This is a genomic window from Grimontia indica, from assembly GCF_000333895.2.
GTDB classification, from domain to species: Bacteria; Pseudomonadota; Gammaproteobacteria; order Enterobacterales; family Vibrionaceae; genus Enterovibrio; species Enterovibrio indicus.
This window is the reverse complement of sequence record NZ_ANFM02000022.1, coordinates 95,293-119,861: the sequence shown is the minus strand read 5'-3', so window position 1 is coordinate 119,861 and position 24,569 is coordinate 95,293. Positions and strand designations below refer to the sequence as shown.

Sequence of the window (24,569 nt, the reverse complement as noted above, 5' to 3'; positions counted from 1 at the left end):
GAAAAAAAGCTTCGGCATTGTGTAATTAAGCAACTAAAAGCGTGAATGAATACAAATTTTTTGAAGGTATTTTTTGGTTAAAATGTTATTAAACGACTCCAACCGTTAGACTCGACTATAACATCGTTGGACGTCGAAATATTTCACCCAATAGCGTCAGACCTTACCGCCAGTGATTTTAGGCAGGAAAGACTGACAAAACAGACAGCGGAAGCAACGCGGTAATCTGAATGAACACCCTAGAAAAAATACAAAAAAATATTGAAAACTTTAGTAAGTCGGAAAGGAAAGTCGCTGAAGTGATCATCGCTTCTCCTCAGACTGCTATTCATTCCAGCATCGCGACACTCGCCAAAATGGCTGATGTCAGCGAGCCTACAGTAAACCGTTTCTGCCGCAGGCTAGACACGAAAGGCTTCCCTGATTTTAAACTTCATCTGGCGCAAAGCCTGGCAAACGGTACACCTTACGTGAACCGTAATGTTGAAGAACATGACAGCGCAGACGCTTACACCTCGAAGATCTTTGAATCGACGATGGCATGCCTGGATGTAGCGAAAAACAGCATCGACGCCCACCAAATCAATCGGGCAGTAGATTTGCTAACTCAAGCTAAGAAAATTTCTTTCTTCGGCTTGGGCGCTTCAGCATCCGTTGCCCACGATGCGCAGAATAAATTCTTCCGCTTTAACATTCCCATCGTCTGTTTCAACGACATTGTCATGCAACGCATGAGCTGCATTAACTGTACAGACGGTGATGTTGTGGTCGTCATTTCACACACTGGCCGAACCAAATCGCTGGTAGACGTTGCGACTTTAGCCAAAGAAAACGGCGCGACCGTTATCGGTATTACCGAGAAAGGCTCTCCGCTGGACAAAGTCTGTTCGCTGACCATTACGCTGGATGTACCGGAAGACACTGACATCTACATGCCAATGGCAAGCCGTGTGGTTCAGATGACCGTTATTGACGTTCTGGCAACAGGCTTCACACTGCGCCGTGGTCCAGGGTTCCGCGAAAACCTCAAACGTGTGAAAGAGGCCATTAAGGACTCTCGATTCAACAAAGAATCACTGACATAAACTTTAAAGGGCAGACGCAAAGTCTGCCCTTTTTCTTTCTCTTACGCCCACTCATCTACACTCTTTATATAAATACAAATATCAATAATTCCTTATTGCTCTTTCGTATGCATTTTTACTCAGGAGACTTTCATGTCTGAGATATTACGTCGAACAAAGATCGTGACTACATTGGGCCCGGCTACCGATAAGGAAGGTATGCTGGAACAAATCATCGCTGCCGGCGCGAACGTGGTGAGAATGAACTTCTCTCACGGTACCGCTGAAGACCACATCGACCGTGCCAATAAGGTTCGGGCTATCGCTGCGAAGCTCGGGCGTCATGTCGGTATTCTCGGTGATCTACAAGGGCCTAAAATTCGTGTATCCACCTTCGCGGATGGCAAAATTCAGCTGGCGGTCGGTGATCGCTTTGTGTTGGATGCTGCGCTCGAGCCGGGAAAAGGTGACAAAGAAAGCGTCGGTATCGATTACAAGAACCTACCGAATGATGTCGTTCCAGATGACATCTTGCTGCTGGATGACGGACGCGTTCAGCTGAAAGTCATTTCGGTAGACGGTACTTGTATCCACACGGAAGTCACTGTAGGTGGCCCCCTTTCCAACAACAAAGGCATCAACAAGAAAGGTGGCGGTTTATCAGCACCCGCTCTGACCGATAAAGACAAACAGGACATCCTCACTGCTGCAAAAATCAATGTGGACTATCTGGCGATATCTTTCCCGCGTAACGGCGATGACATGCGTCTGGCCCGTTCGTTAGCACGTGATGCAGGCCTTGATACCCGTTTGGTTGCCAAGGTAGAGCGGGCGGAGACCGTCGCTACAGATGAGAACATTGATGACATCATTGAAGCTTCTGATGCTGTGATGGTGGCTCGTGGTGATCTGGGTGTGGAGATCGGTGATCCAGAACTTGTCGGCGTACAGAAGAAACTTATCCGCCGCGCCCGCTCAATGAACCGCTGTGTGATTACCGCAACTCAAATGATGGAATCGATGATCAAAGCCCCGATGCCAACGCGGGCGGAAGTCATGGACGTGGCAAATGCCGTGCTGGACGGGACCGATGCTGTCATGCTTTCTGCTGAAACCGCAGCAGGCGATTACCCACTGGAAACCGTGAAATCCATGGCGGAAGTCTGTATTGGCGCAGAGAAGATGCCATCAATTAACGTCTCCAACCACCGTTTAAACAAAGAGTTCGAACTGATTGAAGAAACGGTTTCTATGGCAACCATGTACGCGGCAAACCACATGCCGAAAGTGAAAGCCATGGTCTCACTGACAGAATCTGGCAAAACAGCTCTCATGATGTCTCGTATCAGTTCGGGTAAACCCATTTTTGCTCTTTCCCAACATGAGTCCACGCTGTCGCGTGCAGCGCTTTATCGTGGCGTGACACCAGTCTATTTCGAAAGTGACACTGGCGCTGGCGCAGAAGTGGCGCATAAAGCCATTGCTTTGCTGAAAGAGAAAGGCTATCTCAAGCCTTGGGACGTCGTGATTTTCACTCAAGGTGATGTGATGGGCTATGTAGGCGCAACCAACACCATGCGAATGATTACGGTGACCTAACGGGCAATTGGTTCATTGCAAACAGAGAAATCCCGGCGATTGCCGGGATTATTTTTTCAACCACCCTTTGTCGACAGCTTCACTCAGCATCATTTGTACTTTTTCCCACAGCAGTGCAGAGCCTTTTTCAATCTTGCTGTTAATGCTTAGTGCCTGATCGTAGCGCACACCATGCTCCTTCCAGCTTTGCCCGTCACTGTGATAGTTGAGCAGCATGGGCAACATGCGGTCCAGCGCCTTACCATACCGCGCTTCGGGCGTTTCACCTGCTTCAAACTCTAACCATAGGGCCATGAGCGCATCTCGCTGATCTTCCGGCAGCATGCCGAAAATACGCTTCGCCGCTTTCAGCTCTTTCTCAGGCTGAAGCTTAGCGGCTTCCAAATCGTAAACGAAGGTATCTCCCGCATCGATTTCCACCACATCGTGGAGCAGCAGCATTTTCACCACTTTCGCGACATCCACCGGCTCATTGGCGTGTTCTTCTAACAAAAGTGCCATCAAAGCCACCTGCCAACTGTGCTCAGCAGAATTCTCCAAACGGTCGTTGTCACTTTTAATTCGAGTTCGTCTTAGTACGGCTTTGAGTTGATCCATCTCGACAATCAATGCCAGTTGCTTTTCCAGCCTTTCAAATGCCGATGTTTCATTCATTGGTGGACGCTACCCAGTTGGTGTTGATGACAGAGGTAAGGATATGATCTTCCCAATTCCCGTTAATCAGGAGGTAGTCTTTGGCTTCACCTTCTTTCTTGAATCCTGCTGCCAGAAGCACGGCTTCACTGCGTTTGTTTCTTGGCATGTAAGAAGCCATCACACGGTGCATGTTGAGGTTGTCAAACAACCATTGGTTGGTTGCTTTAAGCGCCCGACGCATAATACCCCGCCCTTGCGCTGACTCAGCCAGCGAATAGCCAACATTACAGGCGTGAAAAGGGAACTGCATGATGTTGTTGTATGTGATCACCCCGCAAACTTCATCGCTTCCTTCTTCGAAAATCATGAAGTAATACGCCAGCCCATGACGTTGCAATTCGGTTAGTTGAATGATGCGCCGTTCCCAACCTTCATAAGTGAAAAAGCTGTCTGGTCTCAACGGCTCCCAAGGTGTCAAGTATTGGCGATTAACCTGAAAATAATTCACGATAAGTGGGATATCAGGCTTCTGAATCGCACGAATGATAAGATTATCAATACGTAATTGCGGGAATGGGTTTATAATTTCGACTGACAATTCGCCTCCTATCCAACTGTGTCGTTGTTATGTATTACGATAGCTTTGAATCACCGCTGGGGAAAATTCACTTACTGGCTGATGGGTCAGGGTTGAGACAATTGACTTTATGCCTTCATCATCCTGTTGAATCCTGCAAACAGTGGAAGCACTCCCCTAAGCACCTCGCCCCTTTTAAGAAGCAAATTCTCGAATTCCTCAACGGGGAACGGGCTCAATTCGACATCCCTCTCGCCCCCGACGGCACGGAATTCCAGCACAAAGTCTGGCAAATTCTTCGTGGCATTCCTTATGGGGAAACGAGGTCTTACGCTGACATTGCAAGGGAAATTGGCAATCCAAAAGCTTGTCGAGCGGTTGGGATGGCCAACAATGTGAATCCTATTCCCCTTGTTATCCCCTGCCACCGCGTGATCGGCAGCGATGGTGAACTCACTGGATATCGCTATGGTCTGGAGATAAAGCAAAAGCTCCTGACTATGGAAAAAAATGGCGACTGATACAGTCGCCATTTTTTCTATTTCTTGCCAATGCCGTACTCGCGGAGTTTATTCGCTACGGCGGTATGGGAAACGCTGAGACGCTTCGCCAGTTTGCGGGTCGAAGGATAACTGCGATAAAGGTTCGACAGTATCCCCGACTCATAGCGTTTCATGATGTCGTCCAGCGATCCTTCCAGCGTTTCTTCCGTTAGGAACGCGCTTTGTTCTGTCTCTGGCAACTGGATGTCATCTTTGGTCAGGCAACCTTCTTCGATTTGCGTCATCGCACGGAACAACACATTCCGAAGCTGTCTGACGTTACCCGGCCATGAGTATTGGTTCAGCAGTTCCAAAACGCCTTGTTGTAGCATGGGTCTTTCTTGCCCCAACTCAGCAGCAAACTGATTCAGGAACAGCTCTGCCAGCGGTTGAACATCAGAGGGACGCTCACGAAGTGGTGGCACTGTCAGAGAAAGAACATTCAGTCGATAATATAGATCTTCGCGGAATTGCCCTGCGGCGACGCGTTCAGACAGATTCTTCTGCGTCGAACAAATCACACGCACATCAACCTTAATCTCTTTCTCTTCGCCCACCCTGCGGAAGGTGCCATCTTGCATAAATCGAAGCAGTTTAATCTGCAGGTGCTGACTCATTTCACCCACTTCATAGAGGAACACAGTTCCGCCATCAGCCTGCTCGAGCTGGCCTTTCTTGCCTTCTCGTCCTTCCATTGGCGCACAGCCAAAAAGCTCAGTTTCAGCCGCATCGTCCGGCATGGATACACAATTCACCAGCAGGAACGGATGCTCAGCTCGGTGAGAGCGTTGGTGGCAGGCTTTCGCCAGCATTTCTTTGCCTGTCCCGGTTTCCCCTTGAATCAGAAGCGGTGCATCCAACGTCGCGAACTTCTTCGCCTGATTCACCAAAGTGCGGAACTTGCTGGATTGACCGACCAAGTGCTCAAAACCATGCTCACCCGGCGTGCGGTATAAGGTGGTTGGCAGATGGTTCATGGAAACTTGTTTAAGCTGAATTACTGCACTGGCCAGCACATCTTTATCTTCACTGTCAGTGACATAAACCGGCATCACTTCCATCAGGTAATCCATGCCTGAAAGCACAACCTGACGGTGAATTTGACCGGCGTTATCGCGCTCTAGCCAATGGGTGAAGTTGAAATCAGGAAACACGCTGTTGGCCGTTTCGCCAATCAAGTCAGATTCTTCACTGCCCATCAGACGCAATGCGGCCTTGTTCGCCATGTCAACTTTGCCGCTAAGATTGACGGAGAAAACCGGATCGCTCAGTGTTTCGAGCAGTGCTCGCAGCTCGCGATGTTCACGCTCAGCGGGTAGGAACTGAATTTTCCGTACATCAGTCACGCCGCTGATAAGACGGATTTCGGACATCAGTTGCCTGAACTCTTCGAATTCTATTTCGGGGCAGTTGAGATAGATAATGCCAACTTGGTCGATTTCGATACCACGCAAGTCAATGTTGCGACGCGCCAGAATGTCGAGGAGTTCGCGGGTTAATCCAAGTCGATCTTCGCAAAAGACCTGTAATCTCACGGTAGTGTCCTGTATGCAGTGGGGCTGACGGCATCCTATCTTTCGGTGTCAGCCACGTTGATTTGAAAAGTCGCCATAATCCCTGAGAGCGTGACATACTCAATTAACTGTATAAAAAAGTGTCAGGAATTGTTGACAGTGAAAGGAGTGTGCGCCTCTCAAGCGATTGAGTCAAGCGGTGCCCATGAAAACGTGAGAGAGCTAATCCTCTCCCTGCAAAAGGAAAACAGCGCCATTGGCGCTGCAAAAATCATCACCAAAGATCTACAAACCCTAGTTCCCAGGGGTCAGTTTGGTAAGTAACTGCTTACGCATGTCAGACAGCTTCGGTGCTTTGGTGCCAATGTAAGGCAGTGGGCGCATCACAGACATGGCTTTGTAACCGAGTCTTGCCGTCAACAGCCCAACTCCCAGCCCTTGCGCAGCTCTTGCCGAAAGCTTGCCTGCGATATCGACGGACAGCAGATCCGTACCAATATCCGTGATCGCTTCACTGGCTCCGGCGAACGCCATGTTAGCCAGCACTAACTTGAGTAATCGAATGCGCGACCAGTAGCCCAGCTTTACGCCATACACTTTGGAGATTTGCTCCAACAGCCTGAAGTTTCGCCACGCCACCAACAACATGTCAGCCACAGCCAATGGGCTGAGGGCAACCATGACCGCAGCTTCTGAGGCGTACTTGGTCACCATTTTCTTGGCACGGGCATCTTGCTCTGTCACTACCATTTGGTCGTAGAGTTCGAACACTTCCCGGTCATTATGCGTCGCCGCCAGCGACGTCTGCCATTTATCATAACCGGCCGTCAGTTCAACCCCTGACTGTTTGGAAAGCTTCTCGCAAACGCCTTTGGCTTTACCAATGCCTTCAGCCGCCATGATGGCAGTGACTTCCTCGCGTTCATCCTGTCGGCCTTTCAGGCGACGGAGTGCCAGAAATTCCCGCCCCAATGCGCCTATGCCCATCGCCGCGATACCGGCGACAAAACCGCTCCAGCCGACAGTCAGCCAATCTCCGACCTGTACTGCTGTCCATACAGAATCGACAGTTTGCCAGCCAACCAAACCAATGCCTGCAACGGCGAGCGCTCGCAATCCCCAACGCTTTTTTCTCGGAGAGGTTAACGTCGCTTCCAGTGCCTTCTCGGCATCACTTTCTTCTTCTATGCTGGTGACAGCAAACGAAGTGTTGTCCTGTTCAAATTGACGCTGAAACGTCAGCTCAGGCGATTCATCCTGTTGTTTTTCAGGCTCATCAAACACGACAGCTTTTTTATAATCGTTCATCTCGCCTCCTACCTCAGTTTGTCGCCCAGCAAATATTGCAGCGCCTTGTCCACGCGAATGTGTGGTAATGGCTCATCCACATCGGTTTGCTGCGGACGGAACTGACGGAACTCGAATTGGTTATCCTGCCAGAAAGCCTCGCCCGGTAACCTCGACGGCACATCGCCCGGGTACATCAACATCGGCTCGCCATTTTCCAACGTGCCGCGCAGTGCAGACATGGTGTCACCCTGATGGTTTACCATGCCGGGCTCTGTCGCCTGAATCGACGCCAAGCTGACACACTCCATATCAATGCCTTCAAATGCCGCTGTTTGCCAAGCTTCGTGGATCAGCTGCTGGAGCAGAGAAACCAGATTCGGGTGCTGGTCTGGCGTCACATGGTCAGCTTTGGTCGCCGCAAACAGTATCTTGTCGATGCGCGGTGCAAAGAGTCGGCGCAGCAAACCGCTTTTTCCGTAGCGGAAGCTTTGCATTAGCTGCTCCAACGCCATTCGCATATCGTTAAACGACGCTGGGCCTGCATTGAGTGGTTGCAAGGTATCCACCAGCACGATCTGTCGATCGACTTTAGAGAAATGCTCTTGATAGAAGCCTTTCACAATATGCTGGCAGTAGTAATCGTATCTCTGTTTCAGCATGGCGTAGTTGCTGCCTTTAGGCGCATTCGCCAGTTGGTTTTCACCATACTTATTGCCAACCAATGGGAAAAACTGAAGCACGGGCGCGCCTGCATATTCACCCGGTAACACAAATCGGCCCGGTTGCACCCAATGCAGCCCCCCTTCTTCCTTACAGGCATGAAGGTAAGCGGTAAATTTCGCCGCTATCTCGCCGATCAGTTTTTCATCCGCGTCTGCCAATGGGTCGAAGCTGTCGAGCGCTTCCAGCCAAGCCTCTGCCAGCTCTTTGCGCTTGCCAGTCAAGATGCCACTTTGTTTACGCGACCATTCATCAAAACTCATGGAGAGCAGTGGCAAATCAAGCAGCCATTCTCCGGGATAATCAACGATGTCGAGATACAGCGTTGCGGTATCTTGCAATAACTTCATCGCCCCTTTTTCAGGTCGATAACGGATTTCCAGTCTGATCTCGCTGACATCGCGCGTTGGAGAAGGCCATGTTGGCGGATGCGCGCGCAATGATTGAATGCCAAGATCGTAGTCAAAGGCAGGAATATGCAGCTGACTCTGCTGTACACGTCGCGCACCGAGAACACGTCCTTCGCGGACGGGCGCAAACAAAGGCATGCGCGGATTGGTCGCGCTGTGCAGCAGTTGATTGATGAGTGAGGTGATAAACGCGGTTTTACCTGCACGGGAAAGTCCAGTCACGGCAAGACGAACGTGCCTGTCCAGACTACGACTCACCCATTTATTCACCTGACGTTTCACTGAATTCATAAATAGCAGCACCCCTCAAAAGGTAAATCCCCCGCGATAAAAGCGGGGGATGAGGACACAATAACTATTGTTGCTTTGTTTAGAGCTTTTTGAACTGTCGATTTAGTTCATACTCTTTTGATGTCACGTACGCTTCCATTTTGCCAACGTCCCGCTCCATCTCTCCCATTTCATTATCAATATCAGCCAGCAATTGGCTTGCTGATTTACCTTGTTGCCAAGGTTTTTGTTTCACATGATGTTCTTTGTAATGGAAAGTCCGTTTTGCCTCTTCCGGCGGCATTTTTTCAAGGATGAGCATGGCAGCAATGTATGCCACGATAACGAAAAAGCCCAGTCCCATCAGAAATGCCGTCACAGTCAGGATCCTCACTAACCAGATTTCCATCCCGAAGTAATCGGCGACACCTGCACAAACGCCACCGATCTTCCCGTTTACAGGATCACGATACAACGTTTTGCTCATTGTCTATGTCTCCAATTTGGCGCTTCCTCATCAAGAATGCGCTCCAGAGAATGAATGCGGTCCTGTAAAGCTTCCGCGCGGTTTGCCAGGGCTTGCAATTGCTCAAACTCATCACCACTCAAACCCTGACCAACTTGTCGTTTACTTCGGTAGTGGAGCCACAACCACAGTGGTGCAACGAATACAAAAAACACCACCAGTGGAATTGAAAGAAACGCCATTGACATGCCTACTCCTTACCTTTGCGAGGGCTTATTCTTTATCCTTAAGTTCCGCTTTCATGCGCTCAAGTTCTTTTTCGATTTCGTCTTGCGCTTGCAGGTCTGCAAATTCGTCTTCAAGACGTTTGCCTTTGCCGATGCTGTAGCTGTCTGCTTCTGCTTCCAGCTCATCGATGCGGCGCTCATATTGCTCGAACTTTGCCAGCGCTTCATCAGTGCGACCAGTGTCCAGTTGGCGACGAACATCACGGCGTTTGCCTGCCGCTTCACGGCGAATTACCAGTGCTTGCTGACGGGCGCGGGTTTCTGCCAGCTTGGTTTCAAGCTCTGCAATTTCGTTACCCAGTTTACCGATAGTTTCTTCGACCAGATTGTACTCTTCTTTGAGGGTCAGCAGGACATCGTGCACTTTTTGCTTTTCAATCAGTGCCGCGCGAGCCAGGTCTTCACGAGACTTCTGAAGGGCCAGTGTCGCTTTTTCCTGCCAATCTGTCAGTTGACGTTCAATGCCTTCGATTTTACGCGCCAGTTCTTTTTTGTCTGCCAGCGCACGTGCTGAGGAAGTGCGAACTTCAACCAGTGTGTCTTCCATTTCCTGAATGATCAGGCGAACCATTTTTTGTGGATCTTCTGCTTTATCCAGCAGTGAATTGACGTTAGCGTTAACAATATCTGCAAAGCGAGAGAAAATACCCATTGTGATGCTCCTTTTTGCCGAATGCGCTCTGTGCGCTTACAGGTGAGGAAAAACCTCATTTGCCAGATATATATCAATCCCCGTGCCAACTTTTATATCCTATAAATTACAACAAGTTAACACATTGCGTGCATTTTTTATTCATAAGGGTATGATGAAATAAACTAACAGTTGGCAAATTTCACCATGCAAAAACCTGACAACCTGATTGGCGAATCCGATCACTTCCTTTCCGTCCTCGATCATGTCTCCCGTCTTGCTCCGCTCGACCGCCCAGTTCTTATTCTGGGGGAGCGAGGTACGGGTAAAGAACTCATCGCCAAGCGCCTGCATTATTTATCACGCCGTTGGGACGGCCCGCTGGTCAGCCTGAACTGCGCAGCACTGAGTGAAGGCCTGATTGATTCTGAGCTGTTTGGCCATGAAGCCGGCTCTTTCAGTGGCGCGAAAGGAAAACACAAAGGCCGCTTTGAACGGGCTGAAGGTGGGACTTTGTTTCTGGACGAGCTGGCGACATCGCCACTTGGCGTGCAGGAAAAACTGCTTCGCGTCATCGAATACGGTGAATATGAACGCGTGGGTGGCAGCGATGTGCTGAGCGCGGATGTCAGGCTGGTGTGCGCGACTAACGAGAACTTGCCCCAGATGGCCGATGACGGGGAGTTCCGCGCTGATCTCCTCGACAGGCTTGCCTTTGATGTTATCCACCTTCCGCCATTGCGAGAACGTCAGGGAGACATCCTGCTTCTCGCCGAGTATTACGCGCTGAAGATGTGTCGTGAACTCGGTTACAGCTACTTTTCCGGCTTTTCTACGGAAGCCGTGAAACTACTCAACACTTATCGCTGGCCAGGTAACGTACGTGAGCTGAAAAACGTGGTAGAACGGGCCATATACCGTCACGCAGACGAAGGCAGCGAGATTGATTCCGAAGACATTCAACTCGACCCATTCAAAGCGCCCTGGAGAAACGAAAAGCCTGGTGAGAAAGCGGAGTCGAAATCAGAAATCACCTTCCCACTCGATTTACGCCAATGGCAGCAGGATCAGGAGAAGGAAATTGTTGAAAAGGCGATGGAACAGGCACGTTTTAATCAACGACGCGCCGCAGAGCTGCTTGGCTTAAGCTACCATCAAATAAGAGGGTTGCTGCGAAAATACAATCTGGTTGGTGAGGAAAACACCGATTCGGCATAAGTTTTTCGCCAATTGTTCTGAAATTACCCAGATATTTACGCCGCCACTTGGTGACTCCGTTGCTTCAGTGGTAAATTAAAACACTTAACTTTATCACCTAATCATTGGCTTATGAGCGCTCTAGGCCGCTTGCTGCTGGCAAGCGTAACCATCCTCTTTTTAGCAGGATGTGAAGACCCGTTCTCCGATAACGCTGCGCGTAACCGTGGTTTCATCTATTGCGGCCCGGGTCAACCGAACACCTTTAACCCACAGCTGACCGATGGCGGCCTCACTGCTGATGCGCTCTCCAGTCAAATCTACGATCGGCTTCTTCAGCTTGATTCACAAACCTATAAACCTGTGCCCATGCTGGCTCAGAGCTGGGAAGTAAGCCCAGATGGCAAAGAATATATCTTCAATCTTCGCCAGAGCGCCAGCTTTCAGGTTACGGACTGGTTTATTCCACATCGTGGCGTAAATGCAGAGGATGTCGTTTTCAGCTTTAAGCGGTTGATCGACCCTGAGCATCCCTTTCACAATGTCTCAGGTGGCGACTATCCGTGGTTTGAAAGTATGGATTTCGCAGGATTGGTTGACGATGTTATCGCCCTCGATGATTACACGGTGAAATTTGTCCTATCTCGACCCGATGTGTCATTCCTGTCGACACTTTCGACCACCTATGCGGTCATTCACTCAGCAGAATATGCAGAGCACCTTTTAACAAAAGGCACACCGGGGGAAATTGACTCACACCCTGTGGGTTCTGGCGCGTTCTATCTGGATGAGTATGAACCTCATCGCTTCATTCGACTAAAAAGGCACTGGGGTTACTGGAATGGCGCAGCACCTATGGAGCAAATCGCCTACGACATTAGTAACCGCGGTACGGGCTCTCTAAGTAAACTCATCACCCGCGAATGTGATGTGCTTTCATCGCCCATTGCCAGCCAACTTTCCGTTATTGAAAACAATCCCGATTTTGTACTGGCCTCGCAGACAGGCATGAATGTGGCGTTTCTCGCACTCAACACCCGTCACCCCGCTCTCTCTGAGTTGGAAGTTAGGCAAGCCATTAGTCTGGCCATTAACCGCGACACACTGATCCAATCGGTTTACTACGGTACAGGCACACCCGCTAACGGCATGTTGCCACCGATGTCTTGGGCTTATAACGAAAAGTCTAATGCGGTTTACGACCCGCAACTTGCCCTCAGCCTGATGGCGAAAGCCGGCTACCGACATGGCTTTGAAGTCGACCTGATCGTTCCTTTAACACCGAAAGCCTATAACCCAAGTCCACGGAAAACGGCAGAGTTGATTCAAGCGAATCTTTCGCCGATTGGTATCAAAGTGAATATCATTGCGCTGGAAGACATCAACAGGAAATTGCTCAGGGACGATATTAACGAATTGGGCATGGTGTTAACCGGATGGATTGCAGATAACGGCGACCCGGATAACTTCCTGAGGCCATTGCTCTCCTGTAATGCCAAATTTACTGGCTGGAACCTTTCCAACTGGTGTAATCGCTACTTTGACCGCTTTCTCGACACTGCTATAGAGATTGAACAGCGCAATGAACGTCGGGACTTATATATACAGGCGCAACGCATTCTAAATGACCGTATGCCGGTGATTCCATTGGCACACGGTGTTCACTATCAGGCGCGAAATGCGTCACTTCAGGGCATCACGTTAAGCCCGTTTGGAGACAAATCTTTTGCTAACGTATCCAGGAGCCGCTGATCTATGTTGATCTATGCTATTCGCCGGCTCAATCTTTTCATTATTACCCTGCTGATTCTGACAATGATCGGCTACAACATCGTGAAGCTCGACCCGCTTTCGGTGTTTAATCAATACGAATTCTGGTCGGGTTGGGTGCACTACCTACGTGAACTCATGCAAGGCAATCTTGGTATCGCAGCCAATGGTCAACCCGTTACGGAATCTTTATCACGGGTATTTCCTGCCACTTTAGAACTGTGCTTTTTTGCTTTCATCCTCGCGTTGGTTCTCGGTATTCCATTTGGCACCTTGGCTGGGATTCGTCGCGGTTCTTCAGCAGATATGGTGATTTCATCGCTCACGCTGGTGACATTCTCGATGCCAATCTTCTGGATGGCTATCCTAATGATCATGGTGTTTTCTCTGTACCTGGGTTGGTTGCCTGTTTCTGGCCGTTACAACCTGCTGTTTGAGATCCCGACCGTAACAGGTTTTGCCTTCGTTGACGTGCTGTTGTCTAACCACCCTCAACGCAGTCAGGCACTGGAAGATATTATCCGCCACCTGATCATGCCTACACTGGTGCTGGCGGTAGCGCCGACGACTGAAATCATCAAGTTGTTGCGCGATTCGGTCGCAGAAGTCATGAGTCAAAACTACATCAAAGCCGCGGCGACCAAAGGGTTGTCTAAATCAGAAATCGTGATGCGCCATGTACTGAAAAACGCTTTGCCACCCATCATTCCTAAGTTCGGCATCCAGATTTCTACCATGATGACCTTTGCCATCATTACTGAGTCCGTCTTCAACTGGCCGGGCATTGGTACCTGGCTATTGGACGCGCTGAGCTTCCAGGACTATGTCGCGGTGCAGGCCGGAGTACTTGCAGTCGGCAGTGTCGTACTGATTGCGAACATCTTCTCTGATCTGACCGGTGCAGCGATCAGCCCGCTGGCAAGGAAGGAATGGTATGCCCTCAAATAGTGTTTATTTAGAAGAGCGCATCCCAACGCAACTTGAGCGCTCATGGAAAGCATTTAGGGAAAATACACTTGCAGTGTTCGGTTTCTGGTGTCTGTGCATCCTGGTTCTCGTGACCATACTTGCGCCTTGGATCGCCCCTTACAGTGCACAATTTCAAACCGGTGAGCTGCTGATGCCGCCCTCTTGGGATACCAAAGGCACCGTTGACTATTTCCTTGGTACCGACGACCTGACCAGGGACATGCTTTCCCGCCTGATTGAAGGTTCTCGCCTGACCTTTGGCTATGCCATTCTTGTCGCTCTGGCCGCAGGTATCTTAGGCGTGCTTATTGGTATTCTCGCTGGGATGACCTCTGGCCTGAAATCCAGTTTCCTTAATCACCTTCTGGATACCGTGCTCACCATCCCTTCGCTGCTTCTGGCAATTATCGTGGTCGCTTTCCAAGGCCCCGGAGAGATGAGCATTTTACTGGCTGTATGGCTGGCACTGATCCCGCGTTTTATACGTGCTGTGTATACCGCTGTACATGCTGAGATGGAGAAGGAATATATCCTTGCTGCCCGTCTGGATGGTGCGAACAGTTTCTATCTGCTCTACCACTCTGTGTTACCGAATATTCTGGTCACACTCAGTACGGAGTTAACCCGTGCCATATCGGTTGCGATTTTGGATATTGCTGCGCTTGGTTTTCTGGGACTTGGCGCGCAGGCGCCGTCTCCAGAGTGGGGCGCAATGCTGGGTGATTCAATCGAACTGGTGTTCACTGCACCATGGACAGTGACCCTGCCAGGACTGGCTATCATGATAAGTGTACTTGTCGTCAACCTCGTCGGTGATGGCATCACGCAGGCGATTAACGCGGGGACAGAGTAATGCCGTTGTTAGATATTCGACACCTGACGATAGAAATTGAAACGCCTCAAGGCTTGGTGAAAGCAGTAGACCGCATGAGCCTGACCATTAGTGAAGGTGAAATCCGTGGTTTGGTGGGCGAGTCCGGATCAGGTAAGAGTCTGGTGGCCAAAGCCATCTGTGGCGTCACCAAAGATAACTGGCGTGTGACTGCAGACCGTTTGCGTCTTGGTGATATCGATTTGCTTGCTCTGCCCGCCAGAGAACGACGCCACGTGGTCGGCAAAGATATTGCGATGATTTTCCAGGAACCATCAACCTGCCTCGATCCTTCGGAGCAAGTGGGTTACCAGTTAGAAGAAGCGATACCTTCAGGCTCGTTCAGTGGAAGTTGGTGGCAAAGGCTTTCATGGCGTAAACAACAGTCCATCGCGCTGCTGCACAAAGTGGGGATCAAAGACCACAAGCGCATCATGAAAAGTTATCCGTATGAGCTAACCGACGGTGAATGTCAGAAGGTGATGATTGCAATGGCGATTGCCAACCGCCCGCGCCTTCTCATCGCGGACGAGCCAACCAACGATCTGGATCCGATCACGCAGGCGCAAATCTTTCGCCTGCTCAGTCGTACCAACCAGTTAGCGAATACGACGATTTTGCTGATCAGCCATGATCTGACAACGGTTACCCAGTGGGCAGACCGAATTACGGTAATGTACTGCGGACAATCCGTAGAATCAGCAGGGCGAAAACAAATCCTGCAGGCTCCTCATCACCCCTATACCGACGCGCTGCTCCGTGCGATGCCAGACTTCAGTCTGGATATTCCACATAAGAGCAAGCTGGAGGCTTTGCCGGGCTCTATCCCGCCTTTGCAGCATTTGCCAATTGGTTGTCGGCTAGGCCCTCGATGTCCTTACGCCCAACGCAAATGTGTTGAGGTTCCGCGGACACGTAAAGTGAAAAATCACAAATTCGCCTGTCATTTCCCACTCAATATGGAAGTCAAAAAGCATGACCGCACTGCTTGAAGTCGATGGCTTGTGTAAAAACTATCAATACCGCACAGGCCTTTTCACTAAGCGGGTGATTGAGGCGGTAAAGCCGGTGTCATTTTCGCTTGAAGCCGGGGAAACTCTGGCATTTATCGGCGAGAACGGTTCAGGCAAGTCCACACTGGCTAAAATGCTTGCCGGTGTTGTGTCTCCATCAGGTGGCGAAGTTCGCGTGAATGGCGAAGTTCTGGAGGCGAATGATTACAAAACCCGCTGCAAACTTATCAGAATGATCTTCCAGGACCCCAATACTTCATTGAATCCGAGAAACCAGATAGGCCAAATCCTGGAAGCACCGCTTAAACGAAACACCAACATGACGCCGCAAGAGCGTGAACGACGTGTTGTCGATACGCTACGTCAGGTGGGTTTGCTCCCAGAACATGCTTATTTCTATCCCCAAATGCTGGCGACCGGCCAAAAGCAACGTGTATCGCTAGCCAGGGCGCTCATTCTTCAGCCATGTGTGATTGTTGCTGATGAGGCTTTGAACGGATTGGATATGTCTATGCGTTCGCAGATCCTCAACCTCCTTCTAGAGTTGCAGGAGTTGATGGGGCTTTCCTATGTTTACGTGTCTCAGCACATGGGCGTGGTAAAACATATGGCTGATAAAGTGATGGTGATGCAAAACGGTGAGGTGGTAGAAGCGGGGACCACACAACAGGTATTTACAGCACCTGAGCATGCCTTAACGCAAAGGTTGATTGAAAGCCATTTCACTGCGCCCACGCTCGACAGGCGATCCCGCTACAATACCGCCTGAAACAATAAAGCCCTGCATTGCAGGGCTTTTTACTTACTGTTCTAAAACGGCTGGTTTTTACGCCAAAGAGGCATTGATTTCCGTCAGCACAGCCATTGGGTCTGCCGCCTGCGTAATTGGGCGACCAATCACCAGATAATCAGAGCCTGCAGTCACGGCTTCAACGGGTGTCATAATGCGGCGTTGATCGCCAGCATCGCTTCCCGCAGGACGAATGCCTGGCGTGACCAGTTTGAACTCTTGACCAAGGGCATTCTTTAGCATCGCAGACTCATGCGCTGAACAAACCACACCGTCCAGACCACTGTTGCGAGTCAACGTCGCCAGTGACATCACGTGATCCTGAGGTTCACGGCTAATGCCTATACCCGCCAAATCGCTTTGTTCCATGCTGGTTAGTACTGTCACACCAATCAGCATTGGCTTATCTTTACCGTATGGTTCAAGCGCTTCACGCGCCGTCACCATCATTCGCTCACCACCACTGGCGTGAACATTCACCATCCAAACACCGAGCTCTGCTGCTGCGGCAACTGCACGCGCGCAGGTGTTTGGAATATCGTGAAACTTAAGGTCCAGAAAGACAGTATGTCCACGCTCATGAAGCTTACGAACGTAGTCAGGGCCATACAGGGTAAACATTTCCTTACCCACTTTCAGGTGGCAGCTACCTGGCTCAATGCGATCAACAAACGCCAGCGCCTGATCAATGTTTGGGTAATCCAATGCAACAATTACTTTAGGGTCCTGCATTCCTACTTATTCTCCGTCTAGGCCTCGTATCGGTTTTATCGACCCCCACCCTTTACAGGACGGACAATGCCAGTAAAGCGAATGGGTCGAAAAGCCACACTTTCGACAACGATAGTGTGGCTTCACTTTAAGTTGCTCCTCAACCAGATGTTTCAGCGTATTCAGACTGGTTTTTCCACGGCCTTCCTCTGCTTGTTCAACATGCAACTGCATCAGTTTGTGGAAGCCTTTCATCGTGGGGTTTTTCGTCAACTGGCGGGTGAGGAAGCTTTGTGCCATGGCAGCATTTTCATGGTCAGTGATAATGTCTGACATCATCAGTTCTGCCGAAGCACCGGTATTTTTTTCAATGCAGCTTTTCAAGAAGCGAACCAAGGACATTTCTTTGCCCATTTCGCTGTAGCATTTTTCTAGTAGAGGCAACGCTTCACTGACAAAGTCAGGGTCTTGCTCAAGCACTTGCTCGAGCACTTTGGCTGCATCTTTATAATCTTCATTGCCAATATCCAGACGAGCCAGCATCAGCGAAGCGCGTACACAGGCTTTGTCCGTTGCCAGAGCCTTCTTTAGAAGCTGGCGGGCACCTTTCTCGTCATTATCACCCATCGACTGCATTGCCAACTCACAGTAAAAGTGGGAGATATCGCGCTTGAGTTTACTCTTACCGCCTTTAACCAGCTTGCTGGCAATATCGATCGCCTTTTCCCATTCACGGGTTTGCTGGTAAATGGCGAGAAGCTGCTGCAACGCAAACTCTTTGTAGTCTGGTTCATCAACTAACTGATGAAATATTTTTTCTGCGCGGTCGAAAAAGCCAGCGACCATGTAATCTTTGGCAAGCTGTTGAAGGGCAAGATTGCGCTGGTCTAGCGTGAGGTTGGGACGGGCAATCAGATTTTGGTGAATGCGAATAGCGCGGTCTACCTCTCCGCGGGAGCGGAAAAGGTTACCGAGAGCAAGGTGGGTGTCTATCGTCTCGTTATCGACTTGGAGCAGTTCTATAAAAAGGTCCACCGCTTTGTCAGACTGGTCTGACAAAAGCAGGTTAAGACCTGCGACATACTGTCTTGATAGATGATGCGACTGATCCTGTCGACGATGACGAGCATTCCTATTGCCCATATACCAACCGTAACCGGCGGCAATTGGCAGCAACAGAAACAGCAGCTCTAGCATTTACGCTTATTCCTTAACAGGGTCCGTACGCAGTTTGTCCAACTCCTGGCGCTGCTTGTTTACCTGCTTTTTCAGCATGGCTGCAGACATTCGCGCTTTCAGATACAGCATGCCGCAAATCAGCCAGCCAAGCGCAAAACCAGTGCCAAAGACTACGCCCAAAAGTAGAGATAATCGAAACTCTCCCTGTGCCACCAGATAATTGAAGTTCACGACTTCTTGATTCTGTGCACCAAGGGCGAGTGTGATAAGAAAACACAGGACGAGTAATACGATACCAATAATCTTCACAGTCACTCCCTCATTATTATCTCCGGCCTAAGATGCTCAACATGTTGCATCAAACACTTACCGGACTCTTATACCTAAACCCCCTCGGCAACTGCCATGCCTAGAAGAGGAGATTTGGGTATATATGTGATTATGCAGCAATTTGGCTTGTCAGACCATTGCAATAGACATAAAAAAAACGGCATACGAATAGCATGCCGTTTTTTTATTCGGAATCGAATCAGCTAATGTTGACTCGGTCGCGAAGCTCCTTGCCCGGTTTGAAGTGAGGGACGTACTTGCCGTCGAGCTCAACTTTGTCTCCCGTTTTTGGATTGCGTCCAACGCGAGGAGCGCGATAATGCAAAGAGAAACTACCAAAACCACGAATCTCGATTCGGTCACCTTCCTCGAGTGTAGTGGCCATGTGTTCAAGGATTTCCTTGATGGCATCTTCTACCTGTTTGGCAGAAAGATGGGTTTGTTGACTACATAGTCTTTCGATCAACTCAGACTTGGTCATGATCACCCCGCTTTTAGTATGTTTCTCAACAGTATAACTGTAGAGGGGGAATTTTTCCCCCTCACTTCACATTAATTATTCGCTTTTCGCAGCTTTGAACGCGTCAGCCATTGCATTACCGAACGAAGCTTCGTCAGCTTTGTTCAGAGTTGCCATTGCTTCTTGCTCTTCAGCTTCGTCTTTCGCGCGAACAGACAGGTTGATTACGCGGTTCTTACGGTCAACACCGGTGAACTTCGCTTCAACTTCGTCGCCAACAGCCAGAACCAGAGTTGCATCTTCAACGCGGTCACGTGATGCTTCAGAAGCACGCAGGTAACCTTCAACGCCTTCGATCAGCTCAACGGTTGCGCCTTTAGCGTCAACTGCAGTTACTTTACCCTTAACAATCGCACCTTTCTTGTTGTCAGCAAGGTAGTTGTTGAATGGGTCTTCTTCCATCTGCTTGATGCCCAGAGAGATACGCTCACGCTCAGCATCTACTTGCAGAACAACTGCAGAGATTTCGTCGCCTTTCTTGAAGTCGCGAACTGCTTCTTCACCAGCAACATTCCAAGAAATGTCAGACAGGTGAACCAGACCGTCGATGCCGCCGTCCAGACCGATGAAGATACCGAAGTCAGTGATTGACTTGATCTTACCAGTTACGCGATCGCCTTTGTTTTGCATTTCTGCAAACGACTGCCATGGGTTAGCTTTACATTGCTTCAGACCCAGGCTGATGCGACGACGCTCTTCGTCGATGTCCAGAACCATAACTTCAACTTCGTCACCCACGTTAACAACTTTAGATGGGTGAATGTTCTTGTTAGTCCAGTCCATTTCAGAAACGTGTACCAGACCTTCAACGCCTTCTTCGATTTCAACGAAGCAGCCGTAGTCAGTCAGGTTGGTTACGCGACCAGTCAGTTTGTGACCTTCTGGGTAACGGTTAGCGATTGCTACCCATGGATCTTCACCCAGTTGCTTCAGACCCAGTGATACGCGAGTGCGGTCACGGTCGAACTTCAGAACTTTAACCAGAATCTCGTCACCTACGTTAACGATTTCTGATGGGTGCTTAACGCGTTTCCAAGCCATGTCAGTGATGTGCAGCAGGCCGTCAACACCGCCCAGATCTACGAATGCACCGTAGTCGGTCAGGTTCTTAACGATACCTTTAACTTCCATGCCTTCTTGCAGAGAAGCCAGCAGTTCATCACGCTCAACGCTGTTTTCAGATTCGATAACTGCGCGACGAGAAACAACAACGTTGTTGCGCTTCTGGTCCAGCTTGATAACTTTGAACTCCAGCTCTTTGCCTTCAAGGTGAGCAGTGTCACGTACAGGACGTACGTCAACCAGTGAACCTGGCAGGAACGCACGGATGCCGTTCAGCTCAACAGTGAAACCGCCTTTAACTTTACCGTTGATAACACCGATAACAGTTTCAGCTTCTTCGTAAGCTTTCTCCAGTTGGATCCAAGCTTCGTGGCGCTTCGCTTTTTCGCGAGACAGTTGAGTCTCACCGAAACCATCTTCAATCGCGTCCAGTGCTACGTCTACTTCAGCACCAACTTCGATTTCTAGCTCGCCAGCCGCGTTTTTGAATTGCTCAGCTGGGATAGAAGATTCAGATTTCAGGCCTGCGTCAACCAGAACGTAACCGTTCTCGATAGCAACTACAGTACCTTTAACGATCGCACCTGGGCGGGTTTCTAGCTCTTTAAGAGATTCTTCAAAGAGTGAAGCAAAAGATTCAGTCATTAATTTAATCTTCAATATTTAAACTACCACGGGTGTCCTACCACGTGGGGTTGATAGTAATGTCAGTCATCATCCTTGCGACCAACGGTTAAACCCGCTGCTTTTAAGAAGCAACGGTAAGTTTACTTTCAATATAGGACAATGCTTGCTCTAGCACCTGCTCAATGTTGAGAGAGGTGGAATCCAAAACTAAAGCATCGTCTGCGGGACGCAATGGTGCGACTGCTCGGTTGCGGTCACGATCATCACGTTCCTGAATTTCGCTCAAAAGGCGGTCAAAGTTAACATCTAACCCCTTTAGTTGCAACTGATTCATGCGGCGCTGGGCGCGCTCTTCAGCGCTTGCGTCCAGGAAGATTTTCACTTCCGCTTTCGGGAAAACAACCGTGCCCATATCACGACCATCAGCTACCAATCCGGGGGCTTCGGCAAATGCACGTTGACGACGCAGCAAAGCTTCGCGGACGCGCGGTAAAGCCGCCACTTTAGATGCCGCCATACCCGTTTCTTCTTTGCGCAGTTCGCTGGACACATCCTCACCTTCGAGGATCACTTTTACCAACTCACCTTCCGCCTTGAACTGTACATCTAAATGGGCAGCCAAAGGAACCAAAGCATCTTCCGAATCTGGGTTAACACCATGATGAATCGCAGCCAGCGCAAGTACGCGATAAATTGCGCCTGAATCGAGCAAATGCCAGCCCAGCTTCTCCGCTAACAGCATGCAAAGGGTACCTTTTCCGGCACCGCTTGGGCCATCAACAGTAATTACGGGTGCGTGGGTAGACATATAATTCTCCAGATCGTTTTAAAATAGAGCAACTTAGTTGATAAATACTCATCAGCTCACTGCAAGTTACTCCATAGAATCGGTGGCGTATTATAGGGAAGTCTGGGCAAAAAAAACAGGCCAGCGAATCGCTGACCTGTTGTCTGTTCATTCCAACCTGTTTCTTTAACTTTCCGACAATGATGCCAACTTGTCGAAGTAGTCAGGGAAGGTTTTAGAGGTACATTTCGGATCATTAATGGTCACTGGCGTATCACTCAATGCCACCAGCGAGAAACACATCGCCATACGGTGATCGTCGTAGGTATCAATCTCTGCATGCTGCAGATTTGGTGTCGGGGTGATGGTGATATAATCTTCCCCTTCCTCCACTTCTGCACCGACTTTTCGCAGTTCAGTCGCCATCGCTGATAAGCGATCCGTTTCTTTAACGCGCCAGTTATATACGTTGCGGATAGAGGTGGTTCCTTCCGCAAACAGCGCTGCTGTAGCGATGGTCATCGCTGCGTCAGGGATATGATTGAAATCCAGGTCGACGGCTTTCAACTCACCGCGGCGGGCAATCACGTAATCATCGCCCCACTCAATGTCAGCGCCCATGGCAGCTAGCGCATCAGCAAACTTCACATCACCCTGCACGCTCTTTTTACCAATTCCCGTGACTTTGACTTCACCGCCTTTGATTGCCGCAGCAGCCAAGAAGTAAGAAGCAGATGAAGCATCGCCCTCGACCAGGAAATCACCCGGCGCAGTATATGATTGGTTACCCTTCACATGGAAAGTCTGGTAATCGCTATTCGCAACCTCAACACCAAACTGCGCCATGATGTGCAGAGTAATGTCGATGTAAGGCTTGGAAACCAGATCGCCTTTGATACGAATATTGGTATCGCCACTGAAAAGCGGAGCCGTCATCAAAAGCGCGGTAAGGAACTGGCTTGAAATCGTCCCGTCAATTTCTACATCACCACCCTGGATATCCTGACTGATGATTTTCAGAGGTGGATAGTTTTCATTTTCCAGATAGGTCACGTCTGCACCGACAGTACGCATCGCATCAATCAGGTGTCCGATCGGACGTTCCTTCATGCGCGGCTCACCCGTCAAAACGTATTCACCTTCGCCAAGACATAACGCCGCCGCCAGCGGGCGCATCGCAGTACCTGCATTACCTAGAAATAGTTCGAGGGGTTCAGACGTTTTAAATGCACCGCCCAGACCTTCAACTTCACACTCGGTTTTGTCGGCTGAAAGACGATAAGTTACGCCCAACTTGCTCAATGCATTGAGCATATGGCGAATATCATCACTATCCAGCAGGTTGGTCAGGCGGGTCGTGCCCTTAGCCAGCGCAGCAAGTAAAAGCGCGCGGTTAGAGACACTTTTAGAACCGGGAAGATTCACTTCACCGTTAATTTTAGAAATGGGTTGTAACGTCAACTGCTCCATCTGAACAAAATAAATCCTTAATTTTTCGTACCTCGAGAGTAACGAAAAAGCAGCGCCGGGGCTACCCTTTGCTGCTTTTAAAGATCAATTGGTCTTTTGGAATCTAACGGGTCATTTTCTTCACAAAAACCACAACGAACAAGGCTATCGTAAAGCTTCCAGTGAATGCTTCTGATGCAGCGACCAACCGCGACATTCCAATCGGTATAAAGTCACCATAGCCGAGTGTCGTAAAGGTCACCACGCTGTAATAAAGACAGTCAAAAAACGCAATCAGGTTTCCTTCAAATGTTTGAGACTGCTGAAAGCCGACATATTCTCCGGAGAACTGGATTCCCGTAAAGAAGTAAATCATGGCACACAGTAAAATTAGTGCGAGCGAGAAAAACACGACCCGGATAGGGCTTTCCCCATAACCACAAAACAGATCCACAGTTTTCGACATGGCGCGCTGCGTGGAAAAAAGTGGCATTTGATAACGGCGCATCGTCAGCTCTTTCTGCAGAAAATGTCCCGCCATGGTAAAGATCCCCTGAGCTTCTGATGCTTTGCGCAAATCCCGGTAAATTTCTTCAGACTGCTCATAGAGGTCGAGCGCTTTTTCCATATCGCCTTTTTTCTCTGCGACCCGCCCTTCCACTTCTTGCTGTAAAGTGTCACCAATCTTGATGTTATCAATCTTGGTGTCAGTGAGTTTCACACCAAGCAAGTTGCACTTTAGAAAGCTAGCACAGTGAATGTTAGCGTCATGCAAGTCTGCTTTCATCAAGCTGCCGTTATCAAACTTAGCGTTGAACAGGTGGGCGTTAGTCATGTTCGAGCGGTAAAAGTTCGCGTAGCTGAGGTCATAGCCGCCACCCGGGCCATGCTTGACCAAATTCACATCAACGAGGTTGGCACGTTTACACACAATACCTCTAAGCTGACCACCCCGCTTGGCGAACTCTTCCAGCCTCTGTTTCACATCCGGCTGGTCTTTCGACGCATTTTCATCGTGCCAGAAACAAAAACCCGATTCTCCTGCGGGCTCATGACAGCAATGAGCTGCGCCATCAGGATCCTGATATTGGCATGTCATGACTTCTTGCTCGGGGTTGTCGGTAGTATGGCCGGCGTGACTTTCCTTTTCACTTCCCTGCGTACCTTCTATCTGCGACTCCATGTCTGCACCTTTCAGGTCAAGTGATTCAGAACGATTCGACATAACTGTACCTCCACTTTTCTCAGTATAGAGACAAGCCAGAAAAAACAAGAAAACGATCCGAGG

25 protein-coding genes are annotated in these 24,569 nt (G+C 49.6%); 9 read left to right on the top strand and 16 right to left on the bottom strand.

Annotated features, from left to right (window positions below):
• Positions 1-230 precede the first annotated feature (230 nt).
• Both D515_RS13575 and pyk read left to right on the top strand, forming a co-directional pair.
• Positions 231-1,085, top strand: coding sequence for a MurR/RpiR family transcriptional regulator (locus D515_RS13575; RefSeq protein ID WP_002539273.1), 855 nt, complete (start codon positions 231-233; stop codon positions 1,083-1,085).
• 132 nt (positions 1,086-1,217) lie between these two features.
• Positions 1,218-2,663, top strand: coding sequence for a pyruvate kinase (gene pyk, locus D515_RS13570; RefSeq protein ID WP_039850101.1), 1,446 nt, complete (start codon positions 1,218-1,220; stop codon positions 2,661-2,663).
• Between the two features lie 48 nt (positions 2,664-2,711).
• On the opposite strand, the gene D515_RS13565 is transcribed toward pyk, so the two are convergent.
• Positions 2,712-3,317, bottom strand: coding sequence for an HD domain-containing protein (locus D515_RS13565; protein WP_002539271.1), 606 nt, complete (start codon positions 3,315-3,317; stop codon positions 2,712-2,714).
• Complete coding sequence (gene rimJ / locus D515_RS13560; RefSeq protein ID WP_002539270.1) at positions 3,310-3,897, bottom strand: ribosomal protein S5-alanine N-acetyltransferase; 588 nt, start codon at positions 3,895-3,897, stop codon at positions 3,310-3,312. The genes D515_RS13565 and rimJ overlap by 8 nt, the downstream gene beginning before the upstream one ends.
• A gap of 29 nt (positions 3,898-3,926) precedes the next feature.
• Between rimJ and D515_RS25330 the strand changes: the two genes are divergently transcribed.
• Positions 3,927-4,397, top strand: a complete 471-nt coding sequence (locus tag D515_RS25330) for a methylated-DNA--[protein]-cysteine S-methyltransferase (protein ID WP_002539269.1) — start codon at positions 3,927-3,929, stop codon at positions 4,395-4,397.
• A 17-nt stretch (positions 4,398-4,414) separates the two neighbouring features.
• Here the strand turns inward: D515_RS25330 and tyrR are convergent, their stop codons facing one another.
• The 6 genes from tyrR to pspA form a co-directional block, all read right to left on the bottom strand.
• Positions 4,415-5,953 carry a transcriptional regulator TyrR gene (tyrR, locus tag D515_RS13550; protein WP_002539268.1) on the bottom strand — a complete coding sequence of 513 codons (1,539 nt, stop codon included), beginning with the start codon at positions 5,951-5,953 and terminating at the stop codon, positions 4,415-4,417.
• 273 nt (positions 5,954-6,226) lie between these two features.
• Positions 6,227-7,240 carry a YcjF family protein gene (locus D515_RS13545; RefSeq protein ID WP_002539265.1) on the bottom strand — a complete coding sequence of 338 codons (1,014 nt, stop codon included), beginning with the start codon at positions 7,238-7,240 and terminating at the stop codon, positions 6,227-6,229.
• A gap of 8 nt (positions 7,241-7,248) precedes the next feature.
• A complete protein-coding gene (locus tag D515_RS13540; protein ID WP_002539263.1) occupies positions 7,249-8,643 on the bottom strand; it encodes a YcjX family GTP-binding protein in 1,395 nt (464 codons plus the stop codon).
• Between the two features lie 79 nt (positions 8,644-8,722).
• Entirely contained in the window at positions 8,723-9,109 is a 387-nt protein-coding gene (gene pspC / locus D515_RS13535; RefSeq protein WP_002539262.1) for an envelope stress response membrane protein PspC, read from the bottom strand.
• Positions 9,106-9,336, bottom strand: a complete 231-nt coding sequence (gene pspB / locus D515_RS13530) for an envelope stress response membrane protein PspB (RefSeq protein ID WP_002539261.1) — start codon at positions 9,334-9,336, stop codon at positions 9,106-9,108. The genes pspC and pspB overlap by 4 nt, the downstream gene beginning before the upstream one ends.
• 25 nt (positions 9,337-9,361) lie before the next feature.
• Entirely contained in the window at positions 9,362-10,027 is a 666-nt protein-coding gene (pspA, locus tag D515_RS13525) for a phage shock protein PspA (RefSeq protein WP_002539260.1), read from the bottom strand.
• 186 nt (positions 10,028-10,213) lie between these two features.
• Between pspA and pspF the strand changes: the two genes are divergently transcribed.
• From pspF to D515_RS13495, 6 genes are all read left to right on the top strand, one after another.
• Positions 10,214-11,224: a phage shock protein operon transcriptional activator gene (gene pspF, locus D515_RS13520; protein ID WP_002539258.1), complete on the top strand. Its 1,011-nt coding sequence runs from the start codon at positions 10,214-10,216 to the stop codon at positions 11,222-11,224.
• 111 nt (positions 11,225-11,335) lie between these two features.
• Positions 11,336-12,955, top strand: coding sequence for an ABC transporter substrate-binding protein SapA (gene sapA, locus D515_RS13515; protein ID WP_002539256.1), 1,620 nt, complete (start codon positions 11,336-11,338; stop codon positions 12,953-12,955).
• A 3-nt stretch (positions 12,956-12,958) separates the two neighbouring features.
• Positions 12,959-13,921: an ABC transporter permease gene (locus tag D515_RS13510; protein ID WP_002539255.1), complete on the top strand. Its 963-nt coding sequence runs from the start codon at positions 12,959-12,961 to the stop codon at positions 13,919-13,921.
• Complete coding sequence (gene sapC / locus D515_RS13505) at positions 13,908-14,795, top strand: putrescine export ABC transporter permease SapC (RefSeq protein ID WP_002539254.1); 888 nt, start codon at positions 13,908-13,910, stop codon at positions 14,793-14,795. Before D515_RS13510 ends, sapC begins: the two co-directional genes overlap by 14 nt.
• Complete coding sequence (locus tag D515_RS13500; protein ID WP_002539252.1) at positions 14,795-15,805, top strand: peptide ABC transporter ATP-binding protein; 1,011 nt, start codon at positions 14,795-14,797, stop codon at positions 15,803-15,805. The genes sapC and D515_RS13500 overlap by 1 nt, the downstream gene beginning before the upstream one ends.
• Positions 15,789-16,595: a peptide ABC transporter ATP-binding protein gene (locus tag D515_RS13495; protein ID WP_002539251.1), complete on the top strand. Its 807-nt coding sequence runs from the start codon at positions 15,789-15,791 to the stop codon at positions 16,593-16,595. The genes D515_RS13500 and D515_RS13495 overlap by 17 nt, the downstream gene beginning before the upstream one ends.
• A 57-nt stretch (positions 16,596-16,652) precedes the next feature.
• Here the strand turns inward: D515_RS13495 and pyrF are convergent, their stop codons facing one another.
• From pyrF to D515_RS13455, 8 genes are all read right to left on the bottom strand, one after another.
• Positions 16,653-17,348 carry an orotidine-5'-phosphate decarboxylase gene (gene pyrF, locus D515_RS13490; protein WP_002539249.1) on the bottom strand — a complete coding sequence of 232 codons (696 nt, stop codon included), beginning with the start codon at positions 17,346-17,348 and terminating at the stop codon, positions 16,653-16,655.
• A 6-nt stretch (positions 17,349-17,354) separates the two neighbouring features.
• Positions 17,355-18,524, bottom strand: coding sequence for a lipopolysaccharide assembly protein LapB (gene lapB, locus D515_RS13485; protein ID WP_002539247.1), 1,170 nt, complete (start codon positions 18,522-18,524; stop codon positions 17,355-17,357).
• A 6-nt stretch (positions 18,525-18,530) separates the two neighbouring features.
• Entirely contained in the window at positions 18,531-18,815 is a 285-nt protein-coding gene (locus D515_RS13480) for a LapA family protein (RefSeq protein ID WP_002539246.1), read from the bottom strand.
• 220 nt (positions 18,816-19,035) lie between these two features.
• Positions 19,036-19,317, bottom strand: a complete 282-nt coding sequence (gene ihfB, locus D515_RS13475; RefSeq protein ID WP_002539244.1) for an integration host factor subunit beta — start codon at positions 19,315-19,317, stop codon at positions 19,036-19,038.
• Between the two features lie 75 nt (positions 19,318-19,392).
• Complete coding sequence (gene rpsA, locus D515_RS13470; protein ID WP_002539243.1) at positions 19,393-21,063, bottom strand: 30S ribosomal protein S1; 1,671 nt, start codon at positions 21,061-21,063, stop codon at positions 19,393-19,395.
• Between the two features lie 103 nt (positions 21,064-21,166).
• Positions 21,167-21,853, bottom strand: coding sequence for a (d)CMP kinase (gene cmk, locus D515_RS13465; protein ID WP_002539241.1), 687 nt, complete (start codon positions 21,851-21,853; stop codon positions 21,167-21,169).
• 165 nt (positions 21,854-22,018) lie between these two features.
• Positions 22,019-23,302 (bottom strand): 3-phosphoshikimate 1-carboxyvinyltransferase, encoded by a 1,284-nt coding sequence (gene aroA, locus D515_RS13460; RefSeq protein WP_002539240.1) that lies wholly within the window; start codon positions 23,300-23,302, stop codon positions 22,019-22,021.
• Between the two features lie 103 nt (positions 23,303-23,405).
• Positions 23,406-24,506 carry an ion channel gene (locus D515_RS13455; RefSeq protein WP_002539238.1) on the bottom strand — a complete coding sequence of 367 codons (1,101 nt, stop codon included), beginning with the start codon at positions 24,504-24,506 and terminating at the stop codon, positions 23,406-23,408.
• Positions 24,507-24,569 lie beyond the last annotated feature (63 nt).

Bases quoted from the DNA above. Each gene is read 5' to 3' on its own strand.
- D515_RS13575 (WP_002539273.1), top strand. From the start codon at position 231: ATGAACACCCTAGAAAAAATACAAAAAAATATTGAAAACTTTAGTAAG.
- pyk (WP_039850101.1), top strand. From the start codon at position 1,218: ATGTCTGAGATATTACGTCGAACAAAGATCGTGACTACATTGGGCCCG.
- D515_RS13565 (WP_002539271.1), bottom strand. From the start codon at position 3,317: ATGAATGAAACATCGGCATTTGAAAGGCTGGAAAAGCAACTGGCATTG.
- D515_RS25330 (WP_002539269.1), top strand. From the start codon at position 3,927: ATGTATTACGATAGCTTTGAATCACCGCTGGGGAAAATTCACTTACTG.
- D515_RS13545 (WP_002539265.1), bottom strand. From the start codon at position 7,240: ATGAACGATTATAAAAAAGCTGTCGTGTTTGATGAGCCTGAAAAACAA.
- D515_RS13540 (WP_002539263.1), bottom strand. From the start codon at position 8,643: ATGAATTCAGTGAAACGTCAGGTGAATAAATGGGTGAGTCGTAGTCTG.
- pspC (WP_002539262.1), bottom strand. From the start codon at position 9,109: ATGAGCAAAACGTTGTATCGTGATCCTGTAAACGGGAAGATCGGTGGC.
- pspB (WP_002539261.1), bottom strand. From the start codon at position 9,336: ATGTCAATGGCGTTTCTTTCAATTCCACTGGTGGTGTTTTTTGTATTC.
- pspA (WP_002539260.1), bottom strand. From the start codon at position 10,027: ATGGGTATTTTCTCTCGCTTTGCAGATATTGTTAACGCTAACGTCAAT.
- pspF (WP_002539258.1), top strand. From the start codon at position 10,214: ATGCAAAAACCTGACAACCTGATTGGCGAATCCGATCACTTCCTTTCC.
- sapA (WP_002539256.1), top strand. From the start codon at position 11,336: ATGAGCGCTCTAGGCCGCTTGCTGCTGGCAAGCGTAACCATCCTCTTT.
- D515_RS13510 (WP_002539255.1), top strand. From the start codon at position 12,959: ATGTTGATCTATGCTATTCGCCGGCTCAATCTTTTCATTATTACCCTG.
- sapC (WP_002539254.1), top strand. From the start codon at position 13,908: ATGCCCTCAAATAGTGTTTATTTAGAAGAGCGCATCCCAACGCAACTT.
- D515_RS13500 (WP_002539252.1), top strand. From the start codon at position 14,795: ATGCCGTTGTTAGATATTCGACACCTGACGATAGAAATTGAAACGCCT.
- D515_RS13495 (WP_002539251.1), top strand. From the start codon at position 15,789: ATGACCGCACTGCTTGAAGTCGATGGCTTGTGTAAAAACTATCAATAC.
- pyrF (WP_002539249.1), bottom strand. From the start codon at position 17,348: ATGCAGGACCCTAAAGTAATTGTTGCATTGGATTACCCAAACATTGAT.
- lapB (WP_002539247.1), bottom strand. From the start codon at position 18,524: ATGCTAGAGCTGCTGTTTCTGTTGCTGCCAATTGCCGCCGGTTACGGT.
- ihfB (WP_002539244.1), bottom strand. From the start codon at position 19,317: ATGACCAAGTCTGAGTTGATCGAAAGACTATGTAGTCAACAAACCCAT.
- rpsA (WP_002539243.1), bottom strand. From the start codon at position 21,063: ATGACTGAATCTTTTGCTTCACTCTTTGAAGAATCTCTTAAAGAGCTA.
- cmk (WP_002539241.1), bottom strand. From the start codon at position 21,853: ATGTCTACCCACGCACCCGTAATTACTGTTGATGGCCCAAGCGGTGCC.
- aroA (WP_002539240.1), bottom strand. From the start codon at position 23,302: ATGGAGCAGTTGACGTTACAACCCATTTCTAAAATTAACGGTGAAGTG.
- D515_RS13455 (WP_002539238.1), bottom strand. From the start codon at position 24,506: ATGTCGAATCGTTCTGAATCACTTGACCTGAAAGGTGCAGACATGGAG.